This window comes from Maribellus mangrovi, from assembly GCF_037646455.1.
Lineage (GTDB): Bacteria > Bacteroidota > Bacteroidia > Bacteroidales > Prolixibacteraceae > Draconibacterium > Draconibacterium mangrovi_A.
In genome coordinates this window covers 1,201,553-1,221,900 of the sequence record NZ_JBBIXN010000001.1, presented here as the reverse complement: position 1 = coordinate 1,221,900, position 20,348 = coordinate 1,201,553, and the positions used below count along the sequence as shown (strand labels likewise).

Genomic DNA, 20,348 nt, shown 5'->3' with positions numbered 1-20,348 from the left:
CACGACGAAGAAGAAAAGACGATTTATGCAGCTCCTGTTTTTAATTAAATAGTTTTATCCCGAAGTAAAGTGTTCTTGGTTTCGAAGGGCCATAAATATAACCGCTGTCACGATTTTTGCCACTGTCGAAATCGTCCTGGTAAGCATTGAACAGGTTGCTGACTCCACCAAAAAGTTCGATAGATGAATCGATGCGTTGAAGGTCGAAACGGTAAGCAACTTTAAGGTTGGTTTCCATAAATGACGGTGACTTAAAAAGTTCATCCTGTTCGGGTGTTCCGGCATCGCCCGCAAGACCATAATGCGGAACCAGCATACTTCCGGTATAAACTCCCGAAAGCGAAGTGCTTAAACGATCAGTCGGCGTCCAGCTTAGGGTATAATAACCGTAAATTTCCGGCGTTCGCAAATAATCCTTTTCGCCGGGCAATTCTTCCGACCAGGCTACCGCCTCGTCATAGGTGCTTTTTTGGGCAGTGAGGCCGCCTTCGACTTGCAATGTTCGGTTAAAATTGGCCCGGGCTTCAAAGGTAGCACCATAAACCTGGCTGTTTCCCCCGTTTCTTTTTTCAAGAATGGAATTTCCATCGGCTTCAGTTCCAATCTCCTCGAGAATAAAGGCATCGTTCAGTCGCGTATAAAATCCTTCCAGTGTAAATCCTACAATGTGCTTTTCGTTGGGTTTGTCCCAGTTAAGTGATGCACTTACACTTTGCGAGCGCTCTTCTTTTAGATTGTCGGCTAATTCAACGGTTTGAATACCGCCGCCTGCAAAAGCAATGTGCATATCGGCATCAAATGCCTGTGGTGCGCGGAATCCGGTCGACCACGAAACCCGAAGTTGAGTGTTCAGGTTGGGTTTAAGTAACAGGGAAACCCGTGGATTCAGAATAAGCTTGTCCACAAAATTGTGTTTGTCGGCTCTGATTCCGGCCAATAAAGTTGTTTTGCGAGTTATTGACCAGTCGCTTTGTACAAAAGCACCCAGGTTTTTGGTTTGCTGATCGATTAAATAATCATACGCCGATATCTCGTCAAATACATCATCGTAAACATATTCAGCCCCAAAGGTGAAAATATTGGTTCCGGCACCAACAAAATCATTGACAGCGTGATTTAATTGCGACCCGAACTGGATGGTTGAGTTTTTAGAATGTCCGTAAGGCGGTGCGTTGTTGTAATCCTGCAATTCCTGTCCGCCATCGGGCGAAATTCCGGTGAAATGCTTTCGTTTTGTGTACTGTCCGGCGCTGTAGATAATCAAACTGGTGTTATTGCTAATCGTATTTTCATAACCTGCACCACCCATAATAATATTGTGTGTTCGTTCTTCCGATTGTTTGGCCAGATAAGCCGGTCCATCAATCATCTCGCCACCGTAACGGTATTCATTCGTTGCCGAAAAATTAGCTTCAATTTTCTGGTCTTCATCAATCAGAAAAAATGAATTAATACCGAAAGAGTTGTTGGTAATTTCCGGGAGTTCCGAAAAATTATCACCGTTGTGGTCGTAGGCATCACGTTCGCGATGAAAAGCATACATGGCCATTCCGGCATTTCTTTTTTGAGAAAGTGCTGTCAGCGTTCCGTTTACATTATAATCCAGTGCATCGCCTCCAATTATCTGGTTTTTCGAAGTGACCTCATACGAATTCCGCTCCGGAAGTTTGGTAATTATATTCACCGTTCCTCCAATCGCACTCGATCCGTAAAGTGCGGAAGCCCCGCCGCGCACTACTTCAATGCGTTCAACCAGTGCAGTGGGCAACTGTTCCAATCCGTAAAGTCCGGTTAGCGGACTAAAAACGGCACGGCTGTTGATTAGTATCTGGCTGTAAGCCCCGCCCAAACCGTTCATACGAAGCTGTGTGTAATTGCAGGTCTGACAATCGGTTTCCATGCGCAGGCCCGGTTGAAAACTCAGTGATTCGGAAATAGTTTGTGCGGCTACTTTTTCAATGGTTTTCCCGTCGAGAACATTAACAATAACGGCGCTCTCGGTTTGTCGTTTAAAGGTTTTCGTTCCTGTTACAACAACCTCATCCATATGAATGACGTCTTCTTCCAGATCGAATTTTACTTCAATGGTATTACCGGCTTCAAGTATAACTTTTTCCTTTTTTTCTTTGTAGCCCACCATTTTGGCCACCAAAGTATATTCACCAACTGGTAAATCTACCAGCATATAGTGGCCGGTAACATCTGTGGTTGTGCCATATTTTGTTCCCTCCAGAAAAATATTCACGAAGGGGATATGTTCACCTTCCGAAACCACGTGGCCGGTAATAACCGCATCGCTGTGATCGGTTTGCGAAAATGTGATATTCGAGCAGAAAAGGCTCAATAATAAGAAGAGGAGAAAACTTATTTTATTCATGTTGATTTTCGATGTATTTTATTTGGCGACAAATGTAAGACCGATTCTCTATTTAAACAATTAATTTAGAAACATTCTAAATAGATAAATTGTTTTGATGATTGAAAGTGTCGATGGTCGGGCTTAAAATATCTTATTTTGTTTTAGTTGGCACCGGGTAAAAGATTATTAAATTTGCTGCGTTATTAAAACCGACTTGATACTGCAAAAATGAATAACGAAATAAATACCGGTACTAAAAAGAAGGACCTAAGAAACAACATCATTGTCATTGCATTGTCAGTAATTCTGGTGGTAGTTGTGGTACTTTATTTTCTGCAAAACCGTGAGCATAAGTCTATTGTGAGTGAGATCAACACCGAGAAAGATTCCATTCAGTTTGAACTGACTCAGATTGCATCCAGTTACGATTCGCTGAAAACCGAAAACGACACCATCAACGAGCAGCTTTTTGTGGCACAGGCCAAAGTTAAAGATCTGCTTTTGGAAGTGGAACAAACCAAAAAAGTGAGTTATTCCAAAATCTCGGATTATCAGAAACAGGTGTCTACACTTCGTGGAATTATGCGCGATTTTGTAGTGCAGATCGATTCACTGAACCGGCGTAACGAACAATTGATGGCTGAAAACCTGGAAGTGAAACAGCAATACAAGCAGGTAGAACAGAAAAACCAACAGCTGAACCAGGAGAAAGAGCGTTTACAACAAAACCTGAAACGAGCTTCGATGCTAAAGACACGTGATCTGATGGCTGAACCGATAAATTCCAGAAGTAAAGTCACCAAATTTGCACGAAGAGCCGAAAAGATTCAAATTTATTTTGTATTGGGACAAAATGTTGCGACTGAACGGGGAGCCAAAAATATATATGCCCGCATTATGCGTCCCGATCAACTGTTGATGAGCAAATCAGAAGACAACCTGTTTCAGTTTGAAGACCTGAAGATACAATACTCGGCCATGCGTGAAGTGGTGTACGAAGGGAAAGACTTGCCGGTGGCCATTTTCTGGGACAACACCGGCGAGCCCGAATTAATGACCGGAACTTATACCGTGAATTTATTTGCCGACGGTTTCGAGATTGGTGAAACAACATTTACACTTCAGTAGCAGTTGTTGGACTTTTTTTAACTGACGCCTGATAATCTGTTCTATGGCAACTTTCCTGTTTGATGAAATTATTTTTGGCCCCGTTGAGAGCCGGCGTTTAGGAGTTTCACTGGGAATCAACCTGCTGCCCATCAATGCCAAAGTCTGTTCGTTCGATTGCATTTACTGCGAATGCGGATTTACTCCAAAAGAATACGAAGAAAAAGTTACGCTGCCTACCCGCGAAGAAGTTCGTGAAAAGCTGGAAGCTAAACTCTTTGAGATGGGGCAGGAGAAACGCCTGCCTGATGTTATTACTTTTGCAGGAAACGGTGAACCAACGCTTCATCGCGAATTTGCCGGAATTATTGATGACACCATTGAGCTGCGCGATAAACTGGCCCCGAAGGCACGAATTGCCGTACTTTCGAATGCTACAATGTTGCACCGCAAACCGGTTTTTGATGCGTTACAGAGGGTTAAAGACAACATTCAGAAACTGGATTCGGCCTTTGAGGACACGGTTCGGATTCTGGATTGCCCCAAAGGTGTATTTGATCTGCAGAAAACAATCGACAAACTTATTGCTTTCAACGGAAAGGTGATCATTCAAACCATGTTTGTGCGTGGTTCGTTTAAGGGGCAGACCATTGATAACACCTCCGAAAAAGAAGTTTCAGCCTGGTTGCAATTGCTTAAAAAGATAAATCCCCTGCAGGTGATGATTTACACCATTGCAAGGGATACACCGGTTGAAACCCTCGAAAAAGTCCCTCTCGAAGAACTGAATTCAATTGCCGAACGAGTCCGTAAAGCCGGGTTCGATGTTCAGGTTTCAGGGTAAGTTAGTTTAAAGTTTAATGTTCAAAGTTGTTTTCGGATACTATGAACTCTAAACAAGGAACTTTGAACTAAAGTGTTGTTCTATACCACTCCGAGCTTTTGCCCATCCAGCGGATGCCTGCAACAAAACCTTTTAGTTTCAGCAGTTCATTGCTTTCCAGCCAGCCATAACAATCGTAAGTTTTACCTGATTTCGGATCGTAAATACTGCCGTCCTTCCATTCTTTCTTGTCGGCATTGTAAACAAATCCGTTCAGAATCTGCAAGCCCACAATCGAACGATCCCGTAGCTCCGGATCAGGATTTTCATCGTCTTTTGGTGGCTCTCCGTTCTCGTATTTCTCCGGAATCATATAAACAACGGTTCCGATGTATTTTCCGTCTTTTTTCTCCACCTCAATTTTTGAGGTTTTTTCTTCGTTCCACCACACACCAACAATTTTATCGGCTTCCTGGGCAAAGCTGGTCAGTGCATAAATCCCAAGGAAAAAAAGAATGATTAGTTTCTTCATAATGCTTAAATTTAGGTCAATAAATATAGAAATAATTGAAGTTCATGCTTTAAAAACCTTTTCTTTTTTCAAGTGTTCATAGAAATCAACAACAGCAAATTCCACACGAATATCAACATAACCTGACATGTATATGAAGACGATAAAGCGCATTTTAACCGGAATATTAGTTTTGGTGATACTCATCGTTATTTCCGTTATTGTATTGTTGCAATTCACGAAAAAGGCAGCTATTCCGGATTACGACAAAGATTTTGTTTTGTATGGACTGAAATCGGAAGTTGAAATTCTTCGCGATGCACACGGTATCCCTCATGTTTACGCTCAAAACGAAGACGACCTCTACCGGGCCGTAGGTTTTGCCATGGCGCAGGACCGGCTTTGGCAGATGGACCTGCTCCGACGAGTGACACAGGGAAGATTGTCCGAAATTCTCGGGAAAGATCAGGTTGAAACCGACCTGATGATGCGGGCTTTGCGTATCCAGGAAAAATCGCAAAAGATACTCGACAGTTCCGATCCCAAAATTGTGGCAGCACTCGAAGCTTTTTCCGACGGCGTGAACCAGTACATTGCGCAGTTTCCACTACCTCCCGAGTTTAAAATTCTGGGCTATCAACCCGAATGGTGGAAGCCGGTGCACTCAATCAACCTCATTGGTTACATGTCGTGGGACTTATCGGCGGGCTGGCAAACCGAGTATTTTCTGCATCAGTTGTGCGCTGAAGTTTCGGATGAAAAAATAGCAGAAATGATCCCCAATCTCGAAAATCACAAAACGCTTGTTTATCCCGAGTTTGGCTTGAATCAAATTTCAGGTGAATCCACTTTACTTTCCGCTTCTCAGAATTTAAAAGATCTTGGTATCGAAATTTTTAACGGGAGCAACAACTGGGCAGTAGCCGGCAAAAAAAGTACCAGTGGATTGCCATTAATGGCCAACGATATGCACCTGGGATTATTCGCACCGGGAATTTGGTACCAGATGCACCAGGTGGTCGACGGAAAAGTAAACGTTACGGGCGTTGTGTTGCCGGGGCAGCCTTTTATAATAGCCGGGCACAACGATCGAATTGCCTGGGGAATGACCAATGTGATGGTGGATGACCTGGACTTTTATATGGAAAAACTTAACGAGGATTCTACAAAATACCGGTTTGATGGCACCTGGAAAGATTTTGATATTCATCATGAAACGATTAAAACAAAAGAAGGCGACTTCCTGCAAGTTGATCTGAAATTTACGCATCGTGGCCCGATGGTTAACCGTTTTAAAAAAGAAAAAGAAACACCGCTTTCTATCCGCTGGCTGGGCAACGAAATGAGTAACGAAATACGATCGGTTTACCTGTTGAACCGCGCAAAAAACTGGGACGACTTTCGAGAAGCTTGCTCTACGTTTACATCTGTTAGTCAGAACATTGTTTATGCCGATGTGGATGGAAATATCGGTCTGCAATGCAGTGCAGGTTTACCCATGCGTGAAGGCTCTGGCATTGCAATTTATCCCGGCGACAGCAGCAAATACGACTGGAAAGGACTGGTCCCGTTTGAAGAATTGCCCTACGAATTCAATCCCGATCGTGGCTATGTTTCTTCGGCCAACAACAAAACCGTTTCAGCCGATTATCCATATTACATTAGTTATTGGTTTGCAACACCGAGCCGCATCGATCGCATTCGGGAAATGCTGGAAGCCAAGGAGAAACTCGGAATTGATGATTTTAAAGCCATGCATAGCGATTTTAAATCGAAAACGGCTGAACACATGACACAGTTGTTTCTTGCATCCTTGCAGAAATCCAGTGAATTTTCTGAAACAGAACAGGAGGCAATGAATCTGCTTGCCAACTGGGATTATAAGCTGACACGCGAAAGTCAGGCCGCATCAGTTTTTGAGGTCTTGTATCGCCAATCGATGCTGAACCTGGTAAAAGATGAGCTTTCTCCCGAGCTTTTTGAAAAAATAAAAGGGCAGCGGATGTTGCTCGAAAACCTGATGATAAATGTACTTCAGGATAAAAAATCGCAATGGATCGACGATGTAAATACATCGGGAAAAGAAAGCTTTGATGATGTAATTGTTCAGTCTTTTAAAGAAACGGTTGAAGAGTTGAACCAACAACTCGGTTCCGATGTCGAACAGTGGCAATGGGGAACATTGCACAGTTTCACGTTGAGTCACCCGCTGGGAATTGTGCCTGTATTGAATAAGGTTTTTAAACTGAATCGGGGACCTTTTGAAGTGCCGGGCAGTTACCACACCGTTTGTCCGTATTCTTATTCGTTTACCAATTTATATGAAACCAATCACGGGGCGTCGGAGCGGCACATTTTTGATACCAAAAACTGGGACAATTCACAGACGATCATTCCAACGGGTACCAGTGGAATTCCTGCCAGCGAGTTTTACCTCGATCAGACTAAATTATACCTGAATAATCAATACCACGATGATCCGTTTAGTAAAAAATCGGTTGAAGAAACTGCTGCTTTCAGCATGAAACTAAAACCGGAGTAAACACTGTTTGGCAGTTTGGTGTTTTTAGTGAAAGGACTTCAGGAGCATGGGAAAAAAGAAAAAGAAAAAAAGTGCACCGATATTTGTTATTTCCGGTGGCCGCGGAATTGCCGGAAACAACCTGGTTCAATCCATTTTGATCCAGTATCCGAACAATAAAATTCCGGTTGAGATTTTTGGCGATGTCGATTCCGAAGACAAGGTTTTCGATATTGTAATGAAAGCCAAAAATGACGGTGCATTGGTGACCCATACCATGGTTAATCCCGACCTCAGGTACAAAGTGAACGAGTTGTGCAACGAATTTAAAGTTGAGGTGATCGATCTGATGGGTGAACTGGCCAACTACCTCGATCGAACACTGGATGTGGAACCGCTTCAACATCCCGGATTGTATCGTGAATTGAACCAACAATATTTCGATCGTATCGAATCGATCGAATTTACGTTATCGCGCGACGACGGTATGAATCCGCAGCGACTAAAAGAAGCTGAAATTGTATTGACCGGAGTATCGCGTGCCGGGAAAACTCCGCTGAGTGTTTACCTCGCCATGTACGGCTGGAAAGTAGCAAATGTGCCGCTTGTTCCCGGAGTACAACCACCCGATGAATTGTTTAGTATCGATCCGAACCGGGTTTTTGGTTTACACATCGGAGCCGGGCAGTTGATTACTCACCGCGTAAAACGCATGCAGGACTGGACCAATCACCGCAGCGAATCATACATCGATCAGCGCTCAGTGCGGGAAGAGATCAGAAATGCCATGTTTGTTTTCGATCGCGGAGGATTCACCGTTGTCAACGTGTCTAATAAACCGATTGAAAGCACAGCCAACGAAATTCTGAAGCACATGTCGAAACGGTTTATGTACCGTGGCCGCAAACTCGAATCACCTTATCACGATCAAAAACCGGATTTGCCCGAATAACAACGCAAGTTTTTTTTAAGACCCGTGTCATACTGTTATTGTAAACTTAATTTCATAATACGTATGAGCGGAAAATTTAGCTGGAGAGCGTTTATCAGTTTTGGATTGACCTATGCAATGGTGATACTTTTAGTGTCGGGTTTAATTCTGTATGTATCTCCTCCGGGGCGCTATGCATACTGGGTAAACTGGACTTTGTGGGGATTGACAAAAGAAGAATGGCAAGGCTTGCACACACTTTTTTCATTTAGTTTTATTATACTTTCCATATTCCATTTGTTTTCAGCTAACTGGAGAGCTTTTCTGAGCTATTTTCGTGCAAAAAGAAAAAACGGATTCAATAAGAAGAAGGAGTTTGTCTTTTCTACCTTGTTGATTTTAATTGTCTTTTTCGGAACCTTCTTTTCCATTCCACCATTCGAAAATGTGATGACATTGGGCGAGGATCTTACCGAATCGTGGGAAAAAACCGAAGACCGGGCACCGGTGCCTCATGCCGAATTGCTTACTCTGGCAGAACTGGCCGAACAGCTTCACCTGGAATCGACCGATGAAATGACACGGAAGCTCGAAAACCATAAGATTATATTTAAAGACGTGCAGACACAAACTTTGCAGGAAATGGCGGCAGCCAATAGTACAACTCCTGTGGAACTCTACGAAATAGTTTCGAAAAGAGCCGGGAATTCGATGCAGGGATCGGGTGTTGGACGAAAAACGCTTGAAGATTTTGCAGCAGAGTTAAATAAGAATGCCGATGATCTGCTTGTAATTCTGAAAAATAACAACATTGAGGCAGATAAAAAGCAAACGCTTCGGACCATTGGAGAGTACAATGATATTTCACCGCGCGATGTGTACGAATTGATAAGTAAATGATTTTAAAAACGAGGCAATTGTAGTAAATTTCACAGGCGAATGTCGGATCACGAAATCATAGAACAGCTGAAACAGGGCAACGAGCAGGCTTTTAAACGACTGGTTGAAAACTATCAAAAACTCGTTGTTAACACCTGCTATGGAATGTTGCAGATTCGCGAGGATGCCGAGGATGTGGCGCAGGACGTTTTTATTGAAGTTTATCGTTCTGTTGAAAATTTCAGAGCCGATGCCAAATTATCCACCTGGTTGTATCGCATCGCAGTCAACCGGTCTTTAAACCACATTCGCGACAATAAAAAACACCGCTGGTTCAGTTCTTTCGATTCGGATGTAAAGGCCGAAAATAAAAAGCTGTTGCAGGTTGAATCGAGTCGTACTGATCAGCCGGAGTTCGAATTGGAGAATCAACAGCGGTCCATCATATTGCATGAGGCGATAAACAGTTTGCCGGAAAATCAAAAAGTTGCTTTTTCGTTGAGCAAATACGAAGAACTTTCGTACCAGGAAATTGCCGAAGTGATGGAACTCTCGATTTCGTCGGTTGAGTCCTTGTTGTTCAGAGCAAAGAAAAACCTGCAAAAAAAATTATATACCTGCTACAAAAAAAAGTGCATGTAGCGCAAGTTTAATTAAAAGATTGTGTCTTACTAATAAATACTGAAAAATGAAGTGTAAAGATGTACAGAGTAAATTAATTTTCTTCCTCGATGAAGAGCTTCCGATAAAGGAAATGCAGGCTGTTCAGGAGCATTTGAACGACTGCACCGATTGCGCGCTCTTTGCTGAAGACATGAAGAAGACACTCAGTATTTTGGAAACTGAAAAAACGCCGGAGCTCAATCCGTTTTTCTACACCCGTGTGAAAGCGAAAATGGAAAATCGGGAAACAGAACGGGTAATCAATCGCCGACCAGTGCTGGTGAGAGTTTTACAGCCGGTTGCGTTTTCAATTGTACTATTGATTGGAATTTACGCCGGAATAAAATTGGGTGCCAGCGGTTCGGCAAAAACGTCAAATACAGTCTTGGCTCAGCAGGAAATGATTCCATATTGGAACGGACTGGATGCGGAGCCCATCGAAACATTCTTAATGGAATAGAACATGACAACAAAAAATACATACCGCATATTGGTTTGGGTGATTGTTATTTTGGTGGCAACCAACCTGTCGATGGGACTGTCGTTTTGGTACCATAAACACCAGGATAAAAAGGCAGTAGAAACAGTAACCGAGAAACAGGTTCAGATGCCATCGGAACAACGCACCCGTTTTTTTCGCGACCAGTTGAATTTGAGTATGGACCAGGTGGATGTATTTCGCGAATTAAACCGCACTTACAATCAGAATGCCCGTCAGATTTCAAATCAGTTGGAACGATTACGAATAGAGATGGTAGAAGAAATGGCACAAGACGAGCCCTCGGAAGAAATGCTCGATTCAATCTCAGACAAAATAGGAGAATTGCATAAAGAATTGAAAAAGGAAACAATTGATTATTACCTGGGAATGAAGTTGGAGTGCGACAGTACACAACAGGAAAAACTGGAGGAATTGTTCCTGAGCCTCTCAAAAACAAAAGAAGATGTATCGCTGCCAGGAAGAGGACGCGGTTTTGGACGAAAACGAATAGAATAAAAACCAAATAAAAGATATAATCTGCCCGGAACGTCGGGGAGGTTTCAATAAACAAAAGTTACAAATTTTAAATACTAAAAACATGAAAACAAGCAACTTACAAAAGTTTGCCTGGGTGTTCTTTGCCCTGGTATTAACAACAACAAGCGTTTTTGCACAAGGTTGGAGAAGAGCCAACATGGTACAATCAAATCAGAATCTGCCTTGTCTGACTCAGATTTCGAATCTGAGTGAACAACAATTAGAAAGCATTCAGGAACTGGAAGCGGATCACCAGGAAGCTATGGGTGAATTACGTGAACAACGACGTTCGACACTAAATGCCGTTGAGAAAAGTGAAATCAGAACAGAAATGTTGAAAAATGTGGAAGCACACAGGAATGAAGTGAAGTCATTATTGACTCAAGAACAGCAACTTCAATACGATCAGTTGCAGGCCTCCCTCGATAATGGCAGAAATCAGGTCTACAACCAAAGACGGGGAAATGCCAGTTTCAATCGACAAGGTCGTGGCAACGGTAATGCCGGTTTTCGCGGACAAGGGAATGGATGTGGAAATCGCACCTACGCCAGAGGCCAGGGACAGGGTCGTGGAAATCGCGGATGGAACCAGGGACGACGCGCAAATTGTATTCGATTAGATAATAACAAAAGTCATTCTGCCGAATTGATGATAGATTAATAAACTTTAAAAATTTTAAAAGATGAAAACAAAAATTGTATTTGGATTAATGGCAGGATTGGCAATGCTTTTCAATGCCTGTTCAGAATCGGCAACCGATGTAGTTGATGAAGAGATTTTAGCCAGTGAAGAAGTAAAAAGCTCGGAAGTAACAGTTCTGCTGGGCGACAGCTGTGATTTTTCGGCCGAATTAAGCGACGCCGAAATTGAAGGACTTTTGCTGATGCGCGAAGAAGAAAAGTTTGCCCACGATGTGTATGTAACGTTTTATGAAGTTTACGGGATACCTGTATTTAATAACATTTCGAAAGGCGAAACCGCACATACTTCAGCCATGCTGCATTTGATTGAAGGATTTGGATTGGAAGATCCTTATGTTGAAGGTATAGGGAATTATTCGAACCCAGCATTTACTGAACTTTTTGCGCAATTAACCGAGCAGGGCAGTGCCGGCCTGGTTGAGGCTTTAAAAGTCGGTGCATTTATCGAAGAATACGATATTGCCGATTTGGAGGAGTTGATTGAATCAACTGAAGATGCAACCATTAAACGGGTTTACGGTAACCTGTTGCGTGGATCAACATTTCACATGAAGGCTTTTACCGCTGTTTTAAACAGCATGGGCGAGAGCTATACCCCAACAGTTATTTCCCAGGAAGAATATGATGAAATTCTTGAAGGTAATGTGAATGATGATGACGGAGACAGCAATGGAACTTTTGTCCCGGGAACGGGAGAATGCAACGGAACAGGACCAAACGCCTGATGTATTGAAGTTGAAGATTTCCTGAAACAGGTAATTGAAAAGGAAAGGCTCCGGATTTTTAATTCGGGGCTTTTTTTGCACAAGTTTTTCGCTGTTCCGGTGTCAAAACAATAAATAAAATTCTTAGAAATGAAGACATTAAAGTTTTATGTTGGCCTTTTGTTGCTGACGTTTATTTTTTCTGTTTATACCACGTTTGCAAACACTTTAAGCGAAAAGGAAAAAGCAGGATTGCAATTGATGCGTGAAGAGGAAAAGCTGGCGCACGATGTTTACACGGTACTTTACGAGAAATGGCAGTTACGGCCATTCAGTAATATTTCACAAAGCGAAACCCGTCATTTCGAGGCGGTAGGGGTTCTGCTCGAAACCTACAATTTGGAAGATCCTGCTTTTGAGAAGCCCGGGAAGTTCAAAAATCAGGAACTGGCTGCGCTTTACGATTCGCTGGTTGCCATAGGTTCGGAAACATTGGTGGCAGCGCTCGAGGTGGGAGCCTTTATTGAGGAAGTGGACATTAAAGATTTGCAGGAATTGCTTGATGCAAAACCCGAATCACAGATCGCCACAGTCTACGAAAACCTGCTGTGGGGTTCAAAAAATCATCTTAGGGCATTTACCCGCAATTTGTCTATGCGTGATCAAGAGTACACACCCAAAGTTTTATCGGCAGCAACTTATTCTGAAATTGTTGGAGCTAAGCAACAGCCCGGTTGTGGTGGAAACGGGATGAAGCAAAGAGCAAGACGCGGTTGCAACAATGGTGGCCCCAATTGCAGGAACAGATAAACGAATTAAAAATGAAGCGTTTAAGATTACCGGACCTGCTGAAAGGAATTGCCATCTTTTTTATGATCCAGGTGCACATCATGGAACTTTTTATCGATTATCCGGGACAATCATCCGTAGTAGGCAAGATTTCGCTTTTTCTTGGCGGGCCTTTTACTGCCATGGTTTTTATGATGGTAATGGGATATTTTGTGGCGGCAAGTAAAAAATCTCTCCGACAAAATATGTCGCGAGGTATAAAGATATTCGTACTTGGGTTTTTGTTGAATATCGGTCTCAACTTTCATTTGTTGCTTAAAATAAAATATGCCGACTGGCCGTACAATTCTTGGGAATATATTTTTGGTGTCGATATTTTGTACCTGGCCGGATTGAGCATCATTATTCTGGCAGTGATAAAGAGGCTTCCAAAAAAATTACAGCTTCCGGTTTCTTTTGGTCTTTTGGCTGCTGTGTTGCTACTTACCGGTACGATGAACATCTGGCTCACTTTTCCCGAGAGAAATTACATCACTCCTTTTATCGGCGGTACTTATTCCTGGTCGTATTTTCCACTGTTTCCCTGGCTGGCTTATCCGCTGGCCGGTTACTTTTTCTTTTTTGCTCAAAACGGCATTCAGCAATTCATATCCGGGAAAAAAGTGTTCACGTCCTCCGCTTTTCTCCTTATTGTTTTTCTGTTAATGTATTTCAGTAAAATGGGCTTTGATACCACCATTAATTTGCAGGCCTACTATCATCACACATTGAAATATGGAATTTGGGCATTGGGATTGCTAATCATCTGGAGCAGTATTTTTTATTTGATCGTAATAAAATACCAGGCCAGCCTGTTTGAGAAGTTCCTGGCCTGGATGGGAAAAAACATCACTTTAATTTATGTGGTACAGTGGCTGATTATCGGAAATATTGCCACTGCGATATTTCAAACACAGCCGCTAAATCGCTTTCCACTCTGGCTGTTCGGAATTCTCGGAGTAACTCTATTTGTGAGCTGGTTACTGGCTAAAACAAAGATCAGGCTGGCATAAGTTTCATTGGATTACCAGTTTTTGAGATGGAGATTTTTGTCCTTCATTCTCAATAAAATAGAAATAAACTCCACTGGCCAGCGATGAGACGTTTAAATCAAGATGATCGGAATATCGATCTACATTAAAATGATTGATCGGTTGACCTGAATTATCCACCAGATGCAAAGTTGCTGAGAAAAGGTTAGCCGGAAGTGAGTATACTACTTTTACCGTCTCAATTCCCGGATTCGGATAGGCGTTCAGCGACCAGTCTTCATTCGAATCAAAAACAGAAGCATTTACAAGCGGAGCTCCGGGCAATGAATAAATGTTGGTCCAGATCACTTCCGGGAAAATTGAAAAATTGTAACAATACGAAAAAAGTTTGTATTCATTTTCACCCGTTTTGTTGATGTAATTGTACAAAGCGCCATCGATGAACACAATCTGACTCCCATCTTCGTTGATAATTTTGCTGTCGTATTCGTAATAATCCGATCCCGAATAATATTTGTAATAGGAATAAAGCAGTTCAATTCCGGCATCATTATCGAATGTTTTTTCAGATAGAAATTTAACATCAAACAGAAAGCAGCCGGAAGGAACCGCGCATGAAATGGTTTTGTACAATGAATGGTCCATGTTGTAGATCCGGCATTCGGCGCGCGGAACATCCATAATGTAGTACTTGTAACCAAGCGTTTCAAAATTCACAACCGTTGCAGAGTAGTTGTAGGTATGATCGAGTGTAACCTGTGCATACGTGCCAAAATAAAGCACAGTCATTAATGCGGATAAGATTAGTTTTTTCATGGTATTGATTTTATTGGATGAGATTGAGTCCCTCGTTTGCCGAAGCATCGTTAGGATTATAAAGTTTTACTTTGTTGAACAGCACCTTCGCCTGGTTGTAGTTACCCAGAAAATACGAAGTCCAGCCCAGCATCAGCAATCCATCGTAACCAAATGGATAGAGATCGACCACCTTTTTGAACAGCGGATAGGCTTTGTCGTAATCTTTTCGTCCGTAGTAAACCAGCCCGAGCCGGTAAATCGCTACCGTATTGTTCGGGTTGATTTCGAGTATTTTATCATACAGGTCTATCACTTCGTCCCAGCGTCCCAGCGCTGCTTTGGGCAGTATCAGTCCAAAACGGGCTTCTTCTGAATAGGGCTTCAGTTTTTGTGCTTTATTGTAGAAAATGATTGATTCATCAAAAAGGCCGGCGTTGTAGTTGAGCCAGCCCAAACGCAGGTTGATCTCATACGACGATTCATCGTATACCTTTTTTAGTGGATCCATGGCGGCTGAAAAATCACCGCCTTTCTCAAATTCATAACTTTTACCGAAAGCATTTTCCAGTGCCTCCTGATTTGACTGTGCAAAAACGCTTGTTGCCGTTGCCGCAAAAAGGAGCAAGGCAAGTAGTTTATTCCTTAAAATGTCCATGATATTCCTGCTGTAATTGTATGTTTTATATAACTGTATTCTATTTCATTGTCGAGGGCGGTATTTCGGTAAACCCGATATTTTTCGAACACATCCTGGTTGAGGTAGCGCACCACGAACTGGTACCTTTTCGCAAAAGGGAAATAAATGCTTCCCATGTATTTTCGTGTTGAACGGCCGGGGAAGTTGGCTATTACATAACCTCCAGACTCGATAAAGTTTTTCATCTCGCCGTTCAGGTAGTTGCCGTAAAAATGGAACTGCCCCAACTGAAATCCACCAGAGAATCCAAAAGTGTTGTAGCCAAAACTGTTTTCATTATCGCTTTTGAAATAAATGCGCGGCGTGAAATAAAGATTGCTGTTTGACAGCGGATACCAGGTTAGCCAAAGCGATGCCTGAGTAAGTCCTTCGTCGGCTATGTTGGCGATATTGATTTCTGCTCCCGGCGAAAAATTACCCCGGTTTGTCCAGGTGGAAGCAGTGAATATAAGATCGGAAAATTTAAAGCTGGAATTATAAAAAGTATTTGGATCGTAGTTCCCCAGCACCAAATCCGACTTGCCCCAAATAACGTTTGCTGAAGGAGAAACATACCATTTACCGAGCGTAAACAACGGATTCAGAAAATACTGGTTTTGACTGATGTCAATTGGGAAATTGTTGCGCGAACCCCAGAAAAGTTGCTCCGTTCGGTTAACGCCGATGTGGGTGAAATTGTGATTCAGGATCACACCTGGGGCAATCTGGTGACTGTGGTCTAGCGATTCAAAATGATAATTTTTAAAAAAGAAAGCTTCGCCGTAATCCGAACCAACTTCCGCCTCAACATCCAGTTCGCTGTTTAAAAGCTGATCGATATCGGGATTCCAACTATAGCCTCCTTCAAGGGCCATCCGGAGCGGTTTCATTTTCTGAAAATCGATTTTTTGTTTTAGCTGAGGCGTGAAATTCACGGCCAGCTTACTTGCTTCAGCGTACCTTCCGGAATACAAAAGGCTATAGTAAAGGTATTCTTGCAGCCATTCCAGGTTCTCGTCGTTTTCCCAGGCCTTGAAAAACCAGGTGCTGGCTTTCCGGTATTTTCCGAGATTGTAATAAGAAATCCCGGTGCGCGCCTGAAGATTGAAATATTCGATGCCTTTTTCACAGGCCTGATCGTTAAAAGCAATCAATTCTTTCCACTTCTTTTGCTGAAAAAGCTCGTACGACTTTTTGTCCACTTCGGCGTAATTCCATTTTTGCTGTGCATTCAACACAGAAAAAATGGCTATAAATATTATCGTTATTCCAATTCGTTTTGACATGTTATGTTGATCTTTGCTTCGTTAAAATTCACTGAAACCTGAACTACATTTTCCTGCGAGATTTTGATGCCCATTTCGTAAGTATTTACAGTTTTTCCGAGAATCTTTTTGTTGATTTCAGCCTTCATCTCCACATCGCCCGACGAAAGAATGTCGCCGGCATCTTTCATCACCAGCAGATAATCGATGTTCAGGAAGAGATAAATGGGTGCCACAAAATCCTGCAAGAATTTCAGGACTCCTGAAAACATCAGGTTAATTGGGATGGAGTCGTTGATTCTGCTGTTGGGTAAAAAGCCTATAGGAACTTTGAACAATGCCACAAAAAACCAGAATAGCGGCGAATATTTGGTGCCCGTAAAGTTGGTAAAATAATGAAGCTCGTCATTATTGTGCAGATAAGCCAATCCCGTGTCTTTTTCGCATTTAATAAAGGTGTTGTTATATAAATCAGTCTGTACCAGCCACGAAAAATCGCCGGCCATTTTTCGCCACCTATCTTTGGGAGAATCAACTTCCACATGAATCTGCATTCGCTGACCCGGAATAAAGTGCAGCGCTTTTGAAAGCAACTCATTCTTAGCCGGATTGACAACGATGTCTTCTTTCTTTGGGAACTCGAAATTCTTTTGTGCATAACCTCTATTTTCTTTCAGCAGATAATTGCCAAAAGGATAATCGAGTGTTACCGAGCCGATATAAGGTGTAAGCTGAAACTGAAAGTGTAAATGCGGATAAGGCGACCGCCCTGAATTTCCGCATCGGCCCAGCAGTTGACCCTTTTTTACCTGGTCGCCTGCTTTAACTTCCAGGGAGAGGTATTTCAAGTGACTGAGTTTGGCATACAGGTAATCGTTGTGTTTGATAATGACTGTATTTCCCCAGTTTTCTTTGGTGTTTACATCTCCGATGATGTTATCTTCGGTGTGGTTTACAGCTTCAACCACTGTACCGTTAAAAGGAGCGAGTACCGCCTTTCCAAAGCAGAAATAGTCTTCATGAAAATCGCCTGAACCTTTGTACTGTTCCCCTTTTCTATCAGTGATCACAAAATCCCAGGCATGTCGCCAGGCACCTTTGTGGGTGTGTTCTCCACTGTGTCCCTGGCTGACGGTCCATTCGCCTAAAAACGGCAAAGTAGCCGATACCGGGTAAGCGGCAGGAAATCGTTTTAAGTTGCCCGAATACAGGTAAAGATTTTTTTCGGGTTTGCCTAACTGTACCGGAGTTTCCAAAAGTTTTCGCGGTCGTTTTTCACGCAGTTTTAGTGCGTACAAAAACATTAAAACAACAATGTTAAAAGGTAGTGAATAAGCCGAAATTTTTAGCAAAATAAATATCTGTTGTGTACTGGTGGTGATCAAAACTACTGCCGGCAACATCAGTACGATCCAGCCAAAACTTATACGCCCCGGAACGAGGTAGTAGCCGCCGAGTGCTATGGCAGTAAGTACATAATTAAAGCCAATAAAGGTGTAGCCCAGCGAACTGAATTCGATGCCTACCAGCTGGTAAAAAAGGAAGGCCACCGAAAATCCAAGGATGGAAAGTACGAAAGTAATTCGAGAATAGATCAGCAATCCGATAGCAATGATAATACCCGCCAACAAATGCGTTTGGAAGAAAATTGCTCCCAGCGAGTGAAAATAGATCCTGACAAAGGAATTGGATATGTGTTTTTCCAGGAAGTCGTAAAAGTCCACAAAATTTTGTCCGCCCAAAGCATACAGTTCGTTGTATGTAAAAATACCGCGTTCACTGATATTCAGTGCCGACAGATCGCCTCCAGACAAGGCCACGATCCAGATTCCAAAAAGGAAGGGTATACTTAAATAGGGCAATCCGTATTTACCCAGTACGCCCTGAAAAACGATGGTAATGAAAAAGGTCAGAACCGCAGCAATAATGATCAGCACATAAACTTCAACGGAAGGCTGATAAAAAAGCCCAACTCCCAAGCCGACCAATAGTGCGTTGTACCCGTAAAGTCCGGAGCTGATCAAGTATTTGTTATAACCCAATCCCCAGGCCAGCAGGTTGGCTATCAGCACAGATAAAAGCCCTCCGATACCGGCCCCGTAATCAAAAAAACTAATGATGATTAGTAGCACTGCCAGTAAATTTGAGGTCGAGAAAAATACCTGCGAGTAACTATTTAGTACAGACTGGACAATATCTTTTTTGTTTATGGAAGGCAAGGCGATCATTTATCTTTTCGGATTTTGTTCGAAGCTTTGAAGGGAATCCAGGTTTTCCTTTTTACGCACAATGTGCATTTTCCCATCCAGATCGATCATCACCACGTTGGGTCGGAATGTGATGAATTGCATCCATTGAGTCATATTGTATGCGCCGACCCGCTCGATGACCAGTTTCTCTCCTGTTTTTACCTGCGGAAAGTTAATGGCGTCGCGGATCACATCGATGTTCATGCAAAGCGGTCCGTAAATCGTGCTTTCTTCCAGGTGATTTGATAATTGCCGTGTTGGAAAAATTCCCAGGTTGTACCAAAAGGAGGTAAAAAGCAGGTTTACTCCGGCATCGATTACCATAGTTCTCCGCCCCTGAGTCGATCGTTTGTTGGCCAAAACAGTTGTCAGCAAATATCCGGCATCGTCGATCAGTGCGCGGCCGGTTTCCAAAAACAGCACCGGAAGATTTTCGTGCGGTATTTCTGAGGAGATCAACGCGTTTGAAATGGCTTCGGCATATTCATCAAACGAAGGACAGGTTTCCGAGCCCGGCATGTAAGCTCCTTTTAGCGTATTTTTCGATGCAAAACCTCCGCCCAAATCGATGTACTTCAACCAGTGATCGAACTTTCGGTGCGTTGCCATGTAAAGGTTTGCCAGTTTAGATGCTGCAACGGCATAGGCATTTGCCGACATGATGTAAGTGCCAATGTGCGTGTGCAAGCCAATCAAATCAAGTTTTTCGGCGAGCATAATACGGTTGATGGCATTCCAGGCCTCTCCGTTTTCATAGTTAAACCCAAAACGGTCCCAAATGGGATAAATTCCTGCATCGAGGTTGATGCGAATGGCCACCCGTGCTTTTTTGTCCAGTTCGCGGGTAACTTTTATCAGCAAATACAGCTCGTCAAAATGATCGATATGGATACAGGCATTGTGTTCGATGGCCAGTTTAAGGTCTTCTTCCGATTTTTCGGGTCCGTTAAAAAGAATATTGGAACCGTTCACACCCAGTGATAGAGCTTTCTCAAATTCAAATGCCGAAACTACCTCAGCCCAGGCACCTTCGTCGTGGAAGATGCTGCAAACTGCGTCGAGGTAATTGGTTTTATACGACCACGCAAACTGAACTTTCGGATAACGGGTTTCAAAGGCCTGTTTCGCTTCAGCAATGGTATTTCGTATTGTTTTTTCTGAAAGAACGAATACCGGCGAGCCGTATTCTTCCATGATTTTTTCAACAGGAATTCCGTCGATTTCGGGAATGATCTTTTGCCTGGTAGGCAACCCAAATTTATTGGGAACGCCGGCGGTTATTTTACTGATTACAGGTTTTTCGTATGCTAATTTTGTCATGA

The 20,348-nt window shown here is 42.8% G+C and carries 19 protein-coding genes; 12 read left to right on the top strand and 7 right to left on the bottom strand.

Going from position 1 to position 20,348, the window contains the following annotated elements; all coding sequences use genetic code 11:
- Positions 1 to 40 precede the first annotated feature (40 nt).
- Positions 41 to 2,377 carry a TonB-dependent receptor gene (locus tag WFY05_RS04540; RefSeq protein WP_340111542.1) on the bottom strand — a complete coding sequence of 779 codons (2,337 nt, stop codon included), beginning with the start codon at positions 2,375 to 2,377 and terminating at the stop codon, positions 41 to 43.
- A gap of 210 nt (positions 2,378 to 2,587) precedes the next feature.
- Here WFY05_RS04540 and WFY05_RS04535 point away from each other — a divergent pair, with 210 nt between their 5' ends.
- Together WFY05_RS04535 and WFY05_RS04530 are read left to right on the top strand one after the other, a co-directional pair.
- The gene (locus WFY05_RS04535; protein ID WP_340111541.1) at positions 2,588 to 3,487 is read left to right on the top strand and encodes a DUF8429 coiled-coil domain-containing protein; all 900 of its coding nucleotides are present in this window, start codon (positions 2,588 to 2,590) and stop codon (positions 3,485 to 3,487) included.
- A gap of 43 nt (positions 3,488 to 3,530) precedes the next feature.
- The gene (locus tag WFY05_RS04530) at positions 3,531 to 4,310 is read left to right on the top strand and encodes a radical SAM protein (protein WP_340111540.1); all 780 of its coding nucleotides are present in this window, start codon (positions 3,531 to 3,533) and stop codon (positions 4,308 to 4,310) included.
- Positions 4,311 to 4,377: 67 nt separating this feature from the next.
- On the opposite strand, the gene WFY05_RS04525 is transcribed toward WFY05_RS04530, so the two are convergent.
- Positions 4,378 to 4,821 carry a DUF2147 domain-containing protein gene (locus WFY05_RS04525; RefSeq protein ID WP_340111539.1) on the bottom strand — a complete coding sequence of 148 codons (444 nt, stop codon included), beginning with the start codon at positions 4,819 to 4,821 and terminating at the stop codon, positions 4,378 to 4,380.
- A gap of 133 nt (positions 4,822 to 4,954) precedes the next feature.
- On the opposite strand from WFY05_RS04525, the gene WFY05_RS04520 reads away from it, so the two are divergent.
- The 10 genes from WFY05_RS04520 (at position 4,955) to WFY05_RS04475 (ending at position 14,059) form a co-directional block, all read left to right on the top strand.
- The gene (locus WFY05_RS04520; RefSeq protein ID WP_340111538.1) at positions 4,955 to 7,342 is read left to right on the top strand and encodes a penicillin acylase family protein; all 2,388 of its coding nucleotides are present in this window, start codon (positions 4,955 to 4,957) and stop codon (positions 7,340 to 7,342) included.
- Between the two features lie 46 nt (positions 7,343 to 7,388).
- Positions 7,389 to 8,273, top strand: coding sequence for a pyruvate, water dikinase regulatory protein (locus WFY05_RS04515; protein ID WP_340111537.1), 885 nt, complete (start codon positions 7,389 to 7,391; stop codon positions 8,271 to 8,273).
- Between the two features lie 63 nt (positions 8,274 to 8,336).
- Positions 8,337 to 9,152, top strand: coding sequence for a DUF4405 domain-containing protein (locus WFY05_RS04510; protein WP_340111536.1), 816 nt, complete (start codon positions 8,337 to 8,339; stop codon positions 9,150 to 9,152).
- Between the two features lie 39 nt (positions 9,153 to 9,191).
- Complete coding sequence (locus WFY05_RS04505; RefSeq protein ID WP_340111535.1) at positions 9,192 to 9,773, top strand: RNA polymerase sigma factor; 582 nt, start codon at positions 9,192 to 9,194, stop codon at positions 9,771 to 9,773.
- A gap of 46 nt (positions 9,774 to 9,819) precedes the next feature.
- A complete protein-coding gene (locus tag WFY05_RS04500; protein WP_340111534.1) occupies positions 9,820 to 10,254 on the top strand; it encodes a zf-HC2 domain-containing protein in 435 nt (144 codons plus the stop codon).
- Between the two features lie 3 nt (positions 10,255 to 10,257).
- Entirely contained in the window at positions 10,258 to 10,791 is a 534-nt protein-coding gene (locus tag WFY05_RS04495; protein WP_340111533.1) for a periplasmic heavy metal sensor, read from the top strand.
- 82 nt (positions 10,792 to 10,873) lie between these two features.
- Entirely contained in the window at positions 10,874 to 11,473 is a 600-nt protein-coding gene (locus WFY05_RS04490; RefSeq protein ID WP_340111532.1) for a Spy/CpxP family protein refolding chaperone, read from the top strand.
- Positions 11,474 to 11,495: 22 nt separating this feature from the next.
- Positions 11,496 to 12,239: a DUF2202 domain-containing protein gene (locus WFY05_RS04485; protein ID WP_340111531.1), complete on the top strand. Its 744-nt coding sequence runs from the start codon at positions 11,496 to 11,498 to the stop codon at positions 12,237 to 12,239.
- A 129-nt stretch (positions 12,240 to 12,368) separates the two neighbouring features.
- Positions 12,369 to 13,028: a DUF2202 domain-containing protein gene (locus WFY05_RS04480; RefSeq protein ID WP_340111530.1), complete on the top strand. Its 660-nt coding sequence runs from the start codon at positions 12,369 to 12,371 to the stop codon at positions 13,026 to 13,028.
- Between the two features lie 11 nt (positions 13,029 to 13,039).
- Positions 13,040 to 14,059 (top strand): acyltransferase family protein, encoded by a 1,020-nt coding sequence (locus tag WFY05_RS04475; RefSeq protein ID WP_340111529.1) that lies wholly within the window; start codon positions 13,040 to 13,042, stop codon positions 14,057 to 14,059.
- A 3-nt stretch (positions 14,060 to 14,062) separates the two neighbouring features.
- Here WFY05_RS04475 and WFY05_RS04470 read toward each other — a convergent pair whose 3' ends face one another.
- The 5 genes from WFY05_RS04470 to WFY05_RS04450 are packed head-to-tail and all read right to left on the bottom strand — an operon-like array spanning position 14,063 to position 20,346.
- Complete coding sequence (locus tag WFY05_RS04470; RefSeq protein WP_340111528.1) at positions 14,063 to 14,854, bottom strand: T9SS type A sorting domain-containing protein; 792 nt, start codon at positions 14,852 to 14,854, stop codon at positions 14,063 to 14,065.
- A 10-nt stretch (positions 14,855 to 14,864) separates the two neighbouring features.
- Positions 14,865 to 15,491, bottom strand: a complete 627-nt coding sequence (locus tag WFY05_RS04465; protein WP_340111527.1) for a tetratricopeptide repeat protein — start codon at positions 15,489 to 15,491, stop codon at positions 14,865 to 14,867.
- Positions 15,479 to 16,798 carry a tetratricopeptide repeat protein gene (locus tag WFY05_RS04460; protein WP_340111526.1) on the bottom strand — a complete coding sequence of 440 codons (1,320 nt, stop codon included), beginning with the start codon at positions 16,796 to 16,798 and terminating at the stop codon, positions 15,479 to 15,481. Before WFY05_RS04460 ends, WFY05_RS04465 begins: the two co-directional genes overlap by 13 nt.
- A complete protein-coding gene (locus WFY05_RS04455; RefSeq protein WP_340111525.1) occupies positions 16,777 to 19,005 on the bottom strand; it encodes an urea transporter in 2,229 nt (742 codons plus the stop codon). The genes WFY05_RS04460 and WFY05_RS04455 overlap by 22 nt, the downstream gene beginning before the upstream one ends.
- Positions 19,006 to 20,346, bottom strand: a complete 1,341-nt coding sequence (locus tag WFY05_RS04450; RefSeq protein WP_340111524.1) for an alanine racemase — start codon at positions 20,344 to 20,346, stop codon at positions 19,006 to 19,008.
- Positions 20,347 to 20,348 lie beyond the last annotated feature (2 nt).

What these genes read in the sequence shown, in the direction of transcription:
- WFY05_RS04540 (WP_340111542.1), bottom strand. Translation starts at nt 2,377, where the DNA reads ATGAATAAAATAAGTTTTCTCCTCTTCTTATTATTGAGCCTTTTCTGC.
- WFY05_RS04535 (WP_340111541.1), top strand. Translation starts at nt 2,588, where the DNA reads ATGAATAACGAAATAAATACCGGTACTAAAAAGAAGGACCTAAGAAAC.
- WFY05_RS04530 (WP_340111540.1), top strand. Translation starts at nt 3,531, where the DNA reads ATGGCAACTTTCCTGTTTGATGAAATTATTTTTGGCCCCGTTGAGAGC.
- WFY05_RS04525 (WP_340111539.1), bottom strand. Translation starts at nt 4,821, where the DNA reads ATGAAGAAACTAATCATTCTTTTTTTCCTTGGGATTTATGCACTGACC.
- WFY05_RS04520 (WP_340111538.1), top strand. Translation starts at nt 4,955, where the DNA reads ATGAAGACGATAAAGCGCATTTTAACCGGAATATTAGTTTTGGTGATA.
- WFY05_RS04515 (WP_340111537.1), top strand. Translation starts at nt 7,389, where the DNA reads ATGGGAAAAAAGAAAAAGAAAAAAAGTGCACCGATATTTGTTATTTCC.
- WFY05_RS04510 (WP_340111536.1), top strand. Translation starts at nt 8,337, where the DNA reads ATGAGCGGAAAATTTAGCTGGAGAGCGTTTATCAGTTTTGGATTGACC.
- WFY05_RS04505 (WP_340111535.1), top strand. Translation starts at nt 9,192, where the DNA reads ATGTCGGATCACGAAATCATAGAACAGCTGAAACAGGGCAACGAGCAG.
- WFY05_RS04500 (WP_340111534.1), top strand. Translation starts at nt 9,820, where the DNA reads ATGAAGTGTAAAGATGTACAGAGTAAATTAATTTTCTTCCTCGATGAA.
- WFY05_RS04495 (WP_340111533.1), top strand. Translation starts at nt 10,258, where the DNA reads ATGACAACAAAAAATACATACCGCATATTGGTTTGGGTGATTGTTATT.
- WFY05_RS04490 (WP_340111532.1), top strand. Translation starts at nt 10,874, where the DNA reads ATGAAAACAAGCAACTTACAAAAGTTTGCCTGGGTGTTCTTTGCCCTG.
- WFY05_RS04485 (WP_340111531.1), top strand. Translation starts at nt 11,496, where the DNA reads ATGAAAACAAAAATTGTATTTGGATTAATGGCAGGATTGGCAATGCTT.
- WFY05_RS04480 (WP_340111530.1), top strand. Translation starts at nt 12,369, where the DNA reads ATGAAGACATTAAAGTTTTATGTTGGCCTTTTGTTGCTGACGTTTATT.
- WFY05_RS04475 (WP_340111529.1), top strand. Translation starts at nt 13,040, where the DNA reads ATGAAGCGTTTAAGATTACCGGACCTGCTGAAAGGAATTGCCATCTTT.
- WFY05_RS04470 (WP_340111528.1), bottom strand. Translation starts at nt 14,854, where the DNA reads ATGAAAAAACTAATCTTATCCGCATTAATGACTGTGCTTTATTTTGGC.
- WFY05_RS04465 (WP_340111527.1), bottom strand. Translation starts at nt 15,491, where the DNA reads ATGGACATTTTAAGGAATAAACTACTTGCCTTGCTCCTTTTTGCGGCA.
- WFY05_RS04460 (WP_340111526.1), bottom strand. Translation starts at nt 16,798, where the DNA reads ATGTCAAAACGAATTGGAATAACGATAATATTTATAGCCATTTTTTCT.
- WFY05_RS04455 (WP_340111525.1), bottom strand. Translation starts at nt 19,005, where the DNA reads ATGATCGCCTTGCCTTCCATAAACAAAAAAGATATTGTCCAGTCTGTA.
- WFY05_RS04450 (WP_340111524.1), bottom strand. Translation starts at nt 20,346, where the DNA reads ATGACAAAATTAGCATACGAAAAACCTGTAATCAGTAAAATAACCGCC.